The sequence below is a fragment of the Shewanella sp. SM87 genome, assembly GCF_025653705.1.
GTDB classification, from domain to species: domain Bacteria; phylum Pseudomonadota; class Gammaproteobacteria; order Enterobacterales; family Shewanellaceae; genus Shewanella; species Shewanella oncorhynchi.
Map to the genome: position 1 here is coordinate 1 of NZ_JAKKSC010000006.1, position 14155 is coordinate 14155.

At 46.3% G+C, this 14155-nt stretch carries 9 protein-coding genes and 1 rRNA gene; 7 read left to right on the top strand and 3 right to left on the bottom strand.

Features of this window, described 5'->3' with window-relative positions; all coding sequences use genetic code 11:
* Both L5M11_RS06260 and L5M11_RS06265 read right to left on the bottom strand, forming a co-directional pair.
* Positions 1–162, bottom strand: a 16S ribosomal RNA gene (locus L5M11_RS06260); the annotation flags it as partial.
* A 925-nt stretch (positions 163–1087) separates the two neighbouring features.
* Positions 1088–5641 carry a biotin carboxylase N-terminal domain-containing protein gene (locus L5M11_RS06265; protein WP_105251502.1) on the bottom strand — a complete coding sequence of 1518 codons (4554 nt, stop codon included), beginning with the start codon at positions 5639–5641 and terminating at the stop codon, positions 1088–1090.
* A 121-nt stretch (positions 5642–5762) separates the two neighbouring features.
* On the opposite strand from L5M11_RS06265, the gene L5M11_RS06270 reads away from it, so the two are divergent.
* Positions 5763–6674, top strand: coding sequence for a LysR family transcriptional regulator (locus L5M11_RS06270; protein WP_105251501.1), 912 nt, complete (start codon positions 5763–5765; stop codon positions 6672–6674).
* A gap of 164 nt (positions 6675–6838) precedes the next feature.
* Here L5M11_RS06270 and blaOXA read toward each other — a convergent pair whose 3' ends face one another.
* Positions 6839–7663 (bottom strand): class D beta-lactamase, encoded by an 825-nt coding sequence (gene blaOXA, locus L5M11_RS06275; RefSeq protein WP_263191662.1) that lies wholly within the window; start codon positions 7661–7663, stop codon positions 6839–6841.
* A gap of 330 nt (positions 7664–7993) precedes the next feature.
* On the opposite strand from blaOXA, the gene L5M11_RS06280 reads away from it, so the two are divergent.
* The 6 genes from L5M11_RS06280 to L5M11_RS06305 all read left to right on the top strand — a co-directional run bounded on the left by L5M11_RS06280 (position 7994) and on the right by L5M11_RS06305 (position 14041).
* Positions 7994–9148 (top strand): hypothetical protein, encoded by a 1155-nt coding sequence (locus tag L5M11_RS06280; RefSeq protein ID WP_263191664.1) that lies wholly within the window; start codon positions 7994–7996, stop codon positions 9146–9148.
* 143 nt (positions 9149–9291) lie between these two features.
* Positions 9292–9951, top strand: coding sequence for a SprT family zinc-dependent metalloprotease (locus L5M11_RS06285; RefSeq protein WP_263191666.1), 660 nt, complete (start codon positions 9292–9294; stop codon positions 9949–9951).
* Positions 9952–10080: 129 nt separating this feature from the next.
* Positions 10081–10857: an endonuclease EndA gene (gene endA, locus L5M11_RS06290; protein ID WP_411569154.1), complete on the top strand. Its 777-nt coding sequence runs from the start codon at positions 10081–10083 to the stop codon at positions 10855–10857.
* Positions 10858–10865: 8 nt separating this feature from the next.
* On the top strand, positions 10866–11597 hold the full coding sequence (gene rsmE / locus L5M11_RS06295; protein ID WP_113941550.1) for a 16S rRNA (uracil(1498)-N(3))-methyltransferase: 732 nt from the start codon (positions 10866–10868) through the stop codon (positions 11595–11597).
* Between the two features lie 93 nt (positions 11598–11690).
* Positions 11691–12644 (top strand): glutathione synthase, encoded by a 954-nt coding sequence (gene gshB, locus L5M11_RS06300; protein WP_168826802.1) that lies wholly within the window; start codon positions 11691–11693, stop codon positions 12642–12644.
* Between the two features lie 74 nt (positions 12645–12718).
* Positions 12719–14041 carry an alkaline phosphatase gene (locus L5M11_RS06305; RefSeq protein ID WP_168826800.1) on the top strand — a complete coding sequence of 441 codons (1323 nt, stop codon included), beginning with the start codon at positions 12719–12721 and terminating at the stop codon, positions 14039–14041.
* The last annotated feature ends 114 nt before the right edge of the window (positions 14042–14155 follow it).

Here is a 14155-nt window from a genome sequence, read left to right on the forward strand (position 1 = left end):
TTTCCAACTGTTATCCCCCTCGACTGGGCAGATCCCTAGGCATTACTCACCCGTCCGCCGCTCGCCACCTCAGGAGTAAACTCCCTTGTGCTGCCGCTCGACTTGCATGTGTTAGGCCTGCCGCCAGCGTTCAATCTGAGCCATGATCAAACTCTTCAATTAAAGTTTTGTTGCTTCCGTCTTGCGACTTCAGCGGCTCAATGAATTCTGATTTTTTGTTTCTAACTAAAGAAACAAACTGTACATATTACTATGAACACTCATTGTTACATTGATTTAAATTTTTGACTGCCAACCCGAAGGTTAAGCAGTTTCGATTAACTCAACACCTGTGAGTGTCCACACAGATTTCTTGTTTTATCTTGTTAAAGAGCAACTCAATATTCGTAAGAGAACTTGAGTACCACACTGAGCGTCGAACGCTTCCAGTTGGCTAGGGCTGCGTATTCTACGCATTTCCCGTTTCGCGTCAAGGAGTTTTTGCAAACTTTCTCAACACTCATCAATCAGTAAACTCATCGATGAACTGTCACATCAGGCTGCTTAACGCTGTCTGCCGTGTCAGTGGATGCGCATTATAGGCAGCAGAGGATTTTGTGCAACCCCTATTTTAAGGAAATTTGCAGTTAATTCTAATTATCTAATCTAGCCACACCATACCCACCACTTACCCCCAAAGTTATCCACACCCCGCTCATTTTAGACTCAGTTTCAACTTAAAATGAGGTTTGATGAACCTCTATTACTACGAATAAAGCACGGAGATTCCGTTGATTCTCGAGGCCAGAGGTGGGTTCTTGATGCAGCTTGTTCTAATAAATGGGCGAACGATAGATTAAAGAAACTCTTTGCCGACTTAATCAGAGATACAGGCCGTATTGCACAAAGCTGATATTGGCCACTTGTTAGCGATGAGCTTATCTATTAAAGCTAAGTTGATTTATCAAAGACGTCATGCACATTAAGAGTGGCATGTTCGCTTACCTATATTTAGTGACAGAAAATTTAGTGGCAATAATTTAGAAGCAAAAAAATACCCGCCAATGGCGGGTATTTTCTCATTCAGCTATGGCGTTAAACGCTGAACTTATTCTTCAACAGGCGAGACCACGAACAGTAAGTCGCCTTGAGACACTTGCTGACCATTGCTGTTCAGGATGCGCTCGATACGATACTTCTTATCTTCAGGGTACAGAATCGCACTCTGACGGTTAAAGCCGGCTAAGGTCACTTGCGAGAACATCTTCATCGCTTCTGTTAGTGCTAGTGTTTGATCGACCGTGACTATGTCACCTTCTTTCACAAAATCCGCTTCACCCGGTGCAGAAGAGGTATAGAAGATACCTGCGCCTTGGGCTAACACTTTCAGTTCGTTACTTTCGCCAACACGCAGTGACTCAGTGTCTACTTCCACAGTTTCAGCGGCAGCTTCCATTTCTGCGATCAACGCAGGAATATCGAGCTCGGCCATTAAGCGTGGCAGATAGTTAGTATCGTAAACACCTTCGTTGAAAGTACCATCTTTCAAGATCAGCTTGAGCAACGGAATGTTAGTCGCGATGCCTTTCAGCACTACACTGTCTAAGTATTCGTACAGTTTGGCAATCACATCCTCACGGTTTTCACCACGCATGATGATTTGCGCAATCAAGCTATCGTAGTATGGCGATACTTCTTTACCTGGCGCAGCAATCGAAATGATTTCCACATCGGGATGATCTGGGAACACACACTCAGTGATCTTGCCCGGATTAGGAATCAGCTGCAGTATGCCATGGCTATCGAGCGCCGCTTTCTCAGCCGTCACACGTACTTCCATCGCATAACCAATTTCTTTCGGTTCTAACGCTGCAATCGAACGGCCAGCAGCAATATCAAACTGCGCGCTAACGATATCAATACCTGAAGTCGCTTCCGTAACTGGATGCTCAACCTGCAGACGCGTGTTCATTTCCATGAAGTAGACTTCGTTTGCATCTAAGTTATAGATGAACTCAACGGTACCTGCGCCCATGTAATCGGTCGCGTCGCCTAAGGCACGGGTATAAGCCAGCACTTGTCGCTTCAGCTCATCCGGCAGCATAGTTGAGCCAGATTCTTCGACCACTTTTTGATTGTTACGTTGAACCGAACAGTCACGCAAACCTAATACTTTCGCGTTGCCGAACTTATCACGCAGCAACTGCACTTCGATGTGACGTAGTGATGTCACATACTTCTCTAAGTACAAGTCACCATTACCGAAGGCGGCGGCCGCTTCAGTTGCGGTTTTTTGGAATAAACCAATCATGTCTTCAGGACGTTTTACAACCTGAATACCTTTACCGCCACCACCTTGTACCGCTTTAAGCAGTACTGGATAGCCGATTTCGCTCGCCACGTTTACGGCTTGTTCAGCATTGGTCAGAATACCGTGCGAACCAGGAACAACAGGTACGTTTTGCGCTTGCGATGTCTTAATTGCGTTCGACTTGTTACCCATAGTCGTCATTGAATGCACGCTAGGACCGACGAAGTTAACACCGTTATTCACACACAATGCAGCAAACTGCGGGCTTTCTGATAGGAAACCGATACCTGGATGCAATGCATCAACCTGTTCATATTCGGCCACTTTCAGCACTGAGTATGCGTTCAAGTAACTTTCGTCCGAGGTGTTACCACCAAGACAAACTAACTTGTCAGTTTCTTTAAGCATATCCGCGGGGACTGACGTCATATCAGGATCCGACGCCACTAATACCACATTGATATTATTGTCATGCGCCTTGCGAATAAGTTTCACCGCAGTACAACCACGGGCGTGAACCAATACTTTGTTAATTGGCTTCATTAACTTACGTGGATCGTTCTGCACGATCACTTCTTCTTCAACAGTAGCTTCAACCACTAAGGTCGACAGTGCATTGATGATCACGTCGTTAATTTTTGCCGAAGGCATTGGCATCAGAGGATCGATACCCGCTAACTGAGAGTCTAAATTGTCGCTGAATGGGTTATGGACTAAGCCCGCCATTGCGCCAGGTACTTTTGACAAGTAGTTAGACAGCGTTGCCGTTGATGGTAAGTAAGCTGGCACCACCATTTGACCTGCGAACGGCATGTTAGTACCAGACAGATAGTAAGTTTGCACCAATGGGTGAGTCACAAAACTCGCCTGCGCACCACCAGTACAGTCACCAAAACCAAACATCAGTACTGGCAATTCGTTATCACGAATAAAGCGCGTGATACGATCGTTCACCACAGCCATAGAGAATAGCGCCGCGGCGCCTTCTTTAGTCTGCATACCGCCTGAACTGATAAAGCACACAACGGGTAATTTACGCTTAGCACACTCGATTAATAGTGCAGAGAATTTCTCAGCACTGGCCATATCGAATGCACCCGCTTGGAATGCGGTGTTAGACACTGCCACACCCACACGCACTTTTTGACCTTTTTCTTTAAAGTCAGCAATACCTGTGATCAAACCACATGGGCGAATGCCTTTATCTAATGCGTCTTCAATCGATAAACGGAAGCCTGGGAAGTTGAGCAAGTTAGCCGACATTTTGTCGCCGTTGATCTCTTCGAAATGGGTAAAGAACTGCTTCACCACATTTTCCCAAGTCATGTTGCCTTTACGTTTTTCGTCACGTAGCACTTTTTGGATCAATAGATCTTGATAACCCATGGTCAAGCGGTTCCAGAAGTCCTTACGACGACCGATACGTACAGGGTTGATCGCACCAGTGTACTTGCTGGTATCGCTTTCACTATCGAAATACTCAGGCAGTAAACGCTCGAAGAAGTAAGTCAGTACCACGAATAGACTGTCGTTAAGTTGTGGGAAACCCACACTCTTCCACTGCTCTACTCGCACCAACAAATCGGCGCGGTTCGATTGACCCATAAAATACTTGAGCCACTTATAGAACTTAGCTTTGTCGTTCGAGGTATCTTGCGTCGACAATGCATGGTCAATTGACTTGTGCAACAGGTTGTTCACTGAGTTACGTGACAAACTCTTCGACATCATGGCTTCTTTAGCGATTGACGCTAAGCTGCCCACAACGTTGTCATACAAGGCATTAAAGATCAGAATGTTATGGCATTGCCAAATAAAGTCTTCACGCAGTTCTTCATTTACCACCACATCAAGCACAGTCAGCTGATTCAGCTCAGGCCATTTAGCTTGAGTCACAGACTTTGGCAAACTTTCTAAGTGCTGAATCAGCCCTTTAAAGTTGTTAGCCGCATTGCTCTTCCAGCGATGATACAAAGACCAGCTAATGTTGAATAACAACGCCTTACGTGCTTTTTTATAGTTCTCTTTTGGCTCACCCAAAATCAAACGTGTCAGCATGTTACGCTCGGTAGAGACTTCGTCACGTTTAGCGACAAAGTTAGTCCACAATTTATTCAAATCTTCGTCATAAACTAGCTTGTCAGGGTTAGACAACCAAGCTTGGAACACACGGTCTTGTTCCTGTTGAATACGTGCCAACAGATCACCTTCTGGCACGCTAGCACGTGACAGACGGCCATATTGCTCTTGAGAAATAGAATGGATACGGCTACGTAGCGTTAAATAACGCAGATAGCGATAGGCGCTACCGAACAAGTTATGGTGACTGGTTGGGCTCGTTGCCACAGCCAATTCTGCGTTCAGTTCCAAAGCCATCAAGTTTTTAGATGGATTAAGGAAACGAGTTAAACTGCGATCATAATGCTCACGTAAATCTTTAGATTCACGCACAAAATTCATCGCTGCACGCTCAACCGCTTCTACGCTGCTAATAATAGCGCGGCGCAGATTGTGCTGACGCTCGTCGCGATCGCCTGGTGAAAAGTCGATGATACCGTCGATACAACCTGAGGTATAAAGCTCTTCTGGTGATACACCCACAGATTTCGCACATTCTTGCCAAGATAAGTTGTACTTACGGGCAATACTTTGCAGACCTTGTGGCTGGATCGTGTTGAAAATACCGTCACGCAACGACAACAGAATGTTCGCCGCCGCTAATGGAATTGCGCCACCAGAATAACCAGCACCAATTACGATACCGACTGTCGGTACGTCAACGTTGGCACTTTCTGCGATGGCTTTAGAAATTGAATGCGCTTGGTTTTGGCTGTTAGCGATTTCGCCAGCATCCGCCCCTGGGGTATCAATTAAATAGATAATAGGCATAGACAATTCGGCGAAATGACGAATTGCTTTACAAGCGGCGTAATGATGCTCAGGCATCCAAGCACCGTTAGCGGTAGTGCGTTCTTGGGCAATAAAGCCAATACGACGAGTGCGTGAACCAAAGTTCAGCTCGACCTCAGCACTGTAAAAAGAGCCCAAGTGAGTTTCCGTAATCAAACGACCTTTAAGATCGGCAATAATACGTTTTGCACCAGGACGACCTTTATCTTGGGTCGGCTGGATCACTTTAGCAACGTAACCGTCGACATCTAAAGATGCCAAGTCTTTTAAGTTTGCTTGAATAGCATCCTCATTTAAAAGACCTTTAATTTCTTCCGATAAACTCTGTTTACTGTGCTTAGGAAACAGAGAAAAATCTTTTGCCAAATGCTCGGCCTGTAAAAAAAGCGGATCGGGCGTTTGGGCTTGAGTCATGTGTTTGGGCTGATTATTGCTGGTCATCAAAAGATCCTCTGCTTAGCCTCTGAAAATTTTTAGCCAATAAATATAACTTTGTTATCCCGTCAAATGCCATTAAACTGCATAGGACGCTTTGTTCCAAATATGAGACAGTGGGAATAACATGCCAGATTTAAACGGTATGATGCTATTTGCAGCCGTAGTTAGAGCGAAGGGATTCTCCCAAGCTGCACGTGAAACCGGCCACCCAAAATCCACCATAAGTCGCAAAATCGCGCAGCTAGAAGAACAACTTGGCGTGCGATTACTACAGCGCGACACCCGTAATTTGAGTTTGACCCAAATCGGGGCACTCTTTTATCAACACTGTGATTCGATTCGCAATGAGGTAGAAGCGGCCAAGGCAGTTATCGAGAATACTCACGATGATGTGTCAGGATCATTACGCATTGCAATCCCAGTGTCATTTAGCCAAGAACTTATCGCTAACCTCTGTAGCGGATTTATGCGTTTATATCCCAATGTTGAATTGGATGTCCAGTTTACCGACAACGATATTGGTTTAGTCGGTGAAGGATATGACATAGCCATCAAATATGGTCCACTTCAATCGTCGGACTTAGTCGCAAGATTACTGTTTGAACGCCAGCCAATTTTGGTGGCAAGCCCTGCATACTTAAAACTCAAAGGCACACCCGCGACCCCAAAGGAACTCAGCCTGCACAGTGGGATTTTATTGGGGACTTCTCGCTCAGCACCAATTTGGCCATTGGGTAAAGGTTCACGTAAAACCATGGCGAACTTTCAGCGTAAAGTGAGGGTCAACAGCCCGATAATGGTGAAGCAATTAGCCATAGATGATTTTGGCATCGCCATGTTATCCAATTCAGCCTGTAAGACAGAACTCGCCAATGGACAGCTAGTACCTATTCTACAGGAGTGGCCGATTGAACCTTTTAAGGTTTATGGGGTTTATTCGAGCCGACGCCAACTGGCCACCAACATCAGTGTCTTCTTAGACTTCTTTGTAAAACGCTTCAGCAGCCAAGAAAGCCTGCAATCCCTAATGGGTTAACGTTTCCCGTCGTATCAAGGAAGCCTGTTTCAAGAAAGCCCAATAAAAAAGCCTAGATCTGAGTCTAGGCTTTCAGTATCACGATTGATGTCAGCCAAGTAGGTCGCTTCATACGCAATTCTCGCAAGGTTTAGATACGCTATGCTTACGCGACCTAGCATGGGCTAAGGAATAACGCGTTCCCGTTTTAAGATTTCCTTAGTAATGGCTTGACGCAATGGTAAACCTGCCGCGTCGGGAATATCCATATTCATCGCAAAAAACCATACATTATCATCGAGTTCAACCCAACCTACCCACCAGCCAATGCTTGGTTCTGCTCTGACTGCAAAACCGGTTTTCGCACGGATAATATAATCAGAATTCGCTTCAGTAAGCATGGCTTGCTTAACAATACGTAAACTGCGCTCAGAAGCGTGTATCTTGTTGTGATAAAGCTTACGTAGGAAATCGATTTGCTCCGTAGCCGAAATTCGTATGCCACCATCTAACCAAAAGCTATCCAAATTTCCCGAAATATCCTCATTACCATAATCAAACGAGGCGATCATCTTCGACATACGCGCCTCACCAATTTGGCGAGCAAACTCTTGGTAGACAGGCACAACCGAATACTTCATTGCAGTAATAAGGTTATGATCACGATTCCAAGTTGCGATATCTCGACTTTTACCATCCCACTTAAAGACTTGATGCTCATCCTTTACCACGCCAAGCTCTAGCGCGATCAAACTGTTAGGAATTTTAAACGTCGATGCAGGTAAAAAACCTTGATTGGCACGTTTAAGATTATTAGTGAATCCCTGTTGCTTGTTTTCATTCCATAACACCACTACGCCTTTAGTTTGGTGCTGAGTAAAACTGGCATCCCAACTGCGGGTTTCTTGCCACTCCTTAGCTGTAGTAGATGCAAAAGTCGGCGCCACTAAGCTTGACGACACTAAAATAGACGACATCACCAGCACAGCCGATATGGTGAACAAACGCATAAAGTCTCCTTGTAGAAAAACAACCAATCCAATGAACTAAAAAAGTGATTAAGGCTATCACTTAGGGTTTTGGCAAGCCCTAGCAAACTGCTGACCAATTGTGGCAAAAAAAAGGCAAACTAGACCCTATTGCACTGTTGCAGATGGATTAATGCTAGCGCCATATGATTTGTGATAGAAGATATTGACATAAGATGACGAAGATCACTGAGCTTAACTTTATTACCCTCAGCTTGTAGTGCATACTTTTTGGCATAAGAGCCTATCCGTACGAAAAAAATAATTATTATTTCCAATGAATAACGTCTAATCACTACAGGGAAGCCAAACATGTTAAAGCCAGTGTTAACACTCATCCTCACCACCAGCTTAATGACTACAGCCAGTGCCGTGCAGTTATTTGGTGACGTTGAAGTTTCCCGCCTACCAGCAGCCGAAAAAACCATAGGCGACGTAGTAACTCGCTATCAAGCACTTGACGATGGTCTGGCTCAGCTGAGCTCAAAGAAAAACGAAGTTGACGCCACCCAATTAGCGGCGCGCCAAGGACACAGATTATGGCAACAAGCTGTCCGCGATGTGCAGTCAGGGCATTTTGACGACCGACCTTTATACTGGGCTCGCCTTGCCATGCTTAATAGTCTAAAAACCACCAGCGCCAACTTTAAAATGGCCGATTGGCAACAAGATATATTAATGAGTGCAGTTGAAAAGGCCTCACGGGGTTTTAGCGATATTCAATATGGTGATGATGTCCAAATCAAAATATTCCTCACGGGTTTCGATCCTTTCTTCCTCGACAAAGATATCACCCAGAGTAATCCTTCAGGTCTAGTCGCCCTCGCCTTGGATGGTTTTCGCTTTGATATTAATGGGAAAACGGCGCAAATAGAAACCGCTATGGTGCCAGTGCGTTTTGAAGATTTTGACCAAGGGCTTATCGAGTCGCTATTGAGCCCGATTTATCGCGATCCCAAAACCCAATTTGTGTTCACCGTTAGCATGGGCCGAACTGATTTTGATATTGAACGTTTCCCAGGGCGAAATCGCAGTGCAGCGGCGCCCGATAACCAAAACGTACTCACTGGCGGCACTAAAACCGCACCGGTTGCCCCAAAGCTTAATGGTAAAGATTTTATCGGCCCCGAATTTGTGGAATTTTCACTGCCTGTTTCGGCTATGCAAGTCAAAGATGGTCAATGGAAAGTCAATGATAACCATACTGTCACTACCCTTGCCCGCGGTGAATTTAGCGCGACGTCATTAAACGAACTGCAAAACGAAACCTCAGTCGAAGGTTCTGGCGGCGGTTATCTCTCTAATGAAATCTCCTATCGCGCCATAGTCTTGCAGCAAAAGTTTAATAGCCATGCCAAGGTCGGCCACATTCACACCCCAAGAGTGAAAGGCTATGATGCCGAAACAGAGCAAGCGATAGTCGAGCAAGTACGCACTATGGTGATGCAAGCGGCGGCGAGTTTATAGCCAAGTCACATTTCCTGAAACAGGCTGAAACTGGCATTGTCAGATAGCGTTCGCTATGATGCGAACGCTTAGGCAGGCTTAATCACCGATAAGTTTTAAGCACTCAATTTTATCTTTAACCGACGAGATCCAACGCTAACCCTATGCTGAAACCCGCTGACTTACTCAATGCCTTACGCCGTCGCAGCAGTGAAGCACTTGCCCCGCTGACAAAATCGACGTACGCAGCCTTAGGCCAAAGCCAAGATAAGTCGCAGGGGATAACGAGTCCACCATTACAAGATCCGGCTCAAGCACATATTTTCACCGGTTCATCACGCCCACTCTCGTCACTACAAATTCAAGTACTAGAGCGAATTGAAGCCTGTTATCAAGAGGCCGAGATATCGCTTAAGCGCACTTTTTCACGCCCAGTCACTCAATTTAGTCTAAGGGGTAAGAGTGCGGGTACGGCTCATCTGCAACAGAATCGCTTGCGATTCAATCCTGTATTGCTACGCGAAAACAGCGAGGCATTTCTGACTGAGGTCGTCCCCCACGAAATTTGTCATTTACTGTGTTTTCAGCTTTTTGGCAAAACCAAGCCCCACGGTAAAGAATGGCAATCTTTGATGTTAACGGTATTTAAGGTCAATCCGAGTACCACACATAGCTTTAATACCACTTCAGTTACGAGTCGCGATGTTGAGTATCGCTGCGCCTGTGGACCAATTCGACTGAGTATTCGCCGCCATAACAAGGTGCTGCGCGGTGAAAGTCGTTATATCTGTAAACGCTGTAAGACCCATTTAACTGCGATCTAGCGACTTTCAGCAAACAAAACTCCCACCTAAGTACGACTCAATTTGCATAAACAGCGATATTTCCCTTACCATCACGCCATAAAAGACGAGCCAAAGGCTCGCGTAGTGTTTGTTATTTTGGGATAAATTTTGAACATAGCTTCTTTAACCGTTAATTCACGGCGACTTTTGTTGTGCCTAATCACTTGGGCGGCGACCTTATCTGTGCCCGCAAGTGCCTCAGTGTCACATCCCAGCAGTTTCAGCCAAGCGAAAACCAAGTCACAGGCGCTCTACGCAGGCAGTCGCCAAGGTACTCTGCCCGCAGTCAGCTTTTACTGTGGCTGTGAAATTCAGATCAAAGGCAAATCGTGGAAACCCGATCTCGCCAGCTGTGGTTATCAAGTCCGTAAACAGGAAACACGCGCCAACCGTATCGAGTGGGAACACATAGTCCCCGCCTGGGAATTTGGCCATCAACTCCAATGCTGGCAAAAGGGCGGCCGTAAAAACTGTACCGATAACAGTAATGAATTTAATAAAATGGAATCGGACATGCATAATTTGGTACCCGCAATTGGTGAGGTCAATGGCGATCGCAGCAACTTCCGATTTAGCCAATGGAACGGTAAGGCTGACCAATATGGCCAATGTGCTATGGTAGTCGACTTTAAGAATCGTCAAGCACAACCTCCCGCGAATACCCGCGGTAAGATAGCCAGAACCTACCTCTATATGCAGCAGACCTATGGTCTTAAAATCGCCTCTAGCCAATTAAAATTATTTAAGGCATGGGATAAAACCTATCCAGTTGATACTATTGAGTGCAAACGTGATAACGCCATAGCGCAAACCCAAGGTAACCATAACCCCTTTGTGCAGAATGCCTGTAATGCGCCACCACAGCGTCAACAATTAGCCGAATAAGGTCGACAATGAGAGTCCCAAGAATTTATCAACCTCAGCCATTAGCCATCAATCAACAGTTGAACTTAGACGAAGATGGCGCGGCCCATATCGGCAAGGTGCTACGCATGGGCAACGGCGAACATATCAGTCTATTTAATGGCGATGGCAATGATTATCTTGCTGAAATTGTCGATGCAGGTAAGAAGCATGTCACAGTAAAACTGCTTTCCTGTGAGGCCAATTTATCTGAGTCGCCACTCAACTTGCACTTAGGCCAAGTGATTTCCCGTGGCGATAGAATGGAGTTCACCATTCAAAAATCGGTCGAGCTTGGCGTGAATACGATTACGCCGCTGTTTTCAGATCGCTGCGGTGTGAAACTCAACGGTGAACGCCTAGAGAAAAAAATTCAGCAATGGCAGAAGATCGTCGTGAGCGCCTGTGAGCAATCGGGACGCAGCCAAGTGCCCATGGTTCGCCCAGCGATGGACTTGCACGATTGGTGCAGTGAGCCGACCTCGGCGCTTAAACTCAATTTGCATCCACGTGCCGCACACGGTATCAATGGCTTAGATTTAGCCCATACCCGCGTGCGACTATTAATTGGCCCTGAAGGCGGTTTGTCGGCGGAAGAAATCGCCATGACAGAAACCTATCAGTTTACCGATGTGTTGCTTGGCCCCAGAGTGCTACGCACCGAAACCGCCTCGCTCACCGCCATTACGGCACTGCAACTCAGATTTGGTGATTTAGGCTAGACCGTCCACAACCGCACACTGCGGTGGTATGGCCCCCCATTATCCAATAAATGCTTTTTTGCCTGCAAACGGCGACAAATAAGGAACAGATTAATGATAAAACTCGGCATAGTGATGGACCCCATCAGTGAGATCAACATTAAGAAAGACTCCAGTTTTGCCATGTTAATGGCCGCGCAGGAAAGAGGTTATCAGCTGTTTTATATGGAAATGGCCGATCTTGCCATGGTCAACGGTGTGGCTATGGCCAATATGCGTCCGTTAACTGTTTTCAATGATGCGAGCAAATGGTTTGAACTCGGCGAAGCTACAGACACGCCGATGAGCGAACTCGACGTGATCTTAATGCGTAAGGACCCGCCATTCGATACTGAGTTTATCTACGCAACTTACATGCTTGAACGCGCCGAGGAACAAGGCGTGTTGATCGTTAACAAGCCGCAAAGCTTACGTGATGCTAACGAGAAACTGTTTACCGCATGGTTTAGCGAATTCACGCCAGAAACGATCGTAACCCGTGATGCCAAACGTATCCGCGCTTTCCACCAAGCGAAGGGCGATATTATTCTTAAGCCACTTGATGGTATGGGCGGCACCTCGATTTTCCGCGTGAAGCAGGACGACCCAAACCTTGGGGTCATCATAGAAACCTTGACCAGCTATGGCCAACAATATGCCATGGCGCAAGCCTTTATCCCTGAGATAACCAAAGGCGATAAACGCATTTTAGTGGTCGATGGTGAGCCTGTGCCCTACGCCTTGGCGCGTATCCCAATGAAAGGCGAAACCCGTGGTAACTTAGCGGCAGGCGGAAGCGGTGTGGCTCAACCTTTATCCGACAGCGATTGGGCAATTGCCCGCGCCATTGGTCCAGAACTTAAAAAACGTGGACTGATTTTTGTCGGCCTCGATGTCATTGGTGACAAGCTGACTGAGATCAACGTAACCAGTCCAACTTGTATCCGTGAGATCCAAGCAGCATTTGATGTCGACATCACCGGCATGTTAATGGATGCTATTGAAGCACGCATTAACACCAAAGCATAAAAATTTACCAACGAGTTTGTTGATTTAAGGCGCTTTGACATCACAAGCGCCTAGCCACTTTCTAGGGATGTGATATGAGTTTCACCAAAGCGCCATTCTTGTTACTCGGCATAGGTTTATTACTATCGACTCCGACTTGGGCCAACATAGAAACAGGTCCAACGAAAGCACCGTCGCGTCCCAAAAATATTGTCATCATGATAGGTGATGGTATGGGACCGTCTTACACTAGCGCTTACCGTTACTACAAAGATAATCCTGACACAGAGGAAGTCGAACAAACCGTATTCGACCGTTTACTTGTAGGGATGGCGAGCACTTATCCCGCCAGTGTCAGTGGTTATGTTACCGACTCAGCCGCGGCAGCAACTGCGCTCGCCACTGGCGTTAAATCTTACAATGGGGCGATTTCGGTCGATACCCAAAAGCAACCGCTGCCGACCATACTCGAAAAAGCCAAATCCCTTGGCCTCAGCACAGGTGTGGCTGTTACATCCCAGATAAACCACGCCACGCCTGCAGCCTTTTTAGCCCACAATGAGAGCCGTAAAAACTACGACGCCTTAGCACTCAGCTATCTAGAAACCAACGCCGATGTATTCTTAGGCGGTGGTCAAAAATACTTTACCCCTGAACTATTAGCGCAATTTAAAGCCAAGGGTTATCAACATATTACTCGTTTTGAAGACCTCGCCAGCATCACCCAACCTAAAGTGCTAGGCTTGTTTGCCGAAGTCCAATTACCTTGGGCGATTGATGAAAAAGATGCGAAAAAACTCAGCACTTTAACCCAAAAAGCGCTCCGTTTACTGTCGCAGAATGACCAAGGTTTTGTACTGTTAGTCGAAGGAAGCCTCATCGACTGGGCGGGTCACAATAACGACATAGCTACAGCCATGGGTGAAATGGATGAATTCTCCAATGCCATTGAAGTGGTTGAGCAATTCGTGCGTGAACATCCTGATACCCTGATGGTGATCACCGCCGACCATAACACCGGCGGCCTATCGATTGGCGTCGATGGAAAGTACAACTGGAACCCTGAAATCCTACGCAACATTTCAGCCAGTACCGACACATTAGCCTTGGCCGCCATCAGCGGTGAACAATGGCAGGCCGATCTCGCCCGCGGTTTAGGTTTTGAGCTCAACGAAGAAGAAATCGCAAAATTAACGGTCGCCAGAATGCAGGGATTAGAAACCATCGCGGTTGCAATTCGCCATGTTATTGATAAGCGAACTGATACAGGTTGGACAACCGACGGTCACACAGGCACAGACGTACAAGTGTTTGCCGCAGGTCCCGCATCTGAGCTGTTTAACGGCCATCAAGACAATACTGATATCGCCAATAAGATTTTCAGCTTATTGCCAAAACCGAAGAAACCTAAGAGCTAAGCGTTAATCGATTCCTTTCATTAAAGGCAATCACATAAGGCAACCGCATAATGCAGTTGCCTTTTTTATTGGGTCTTTTATTAGGGATTTTATTAGGTCTTAGCGCAGTGATTC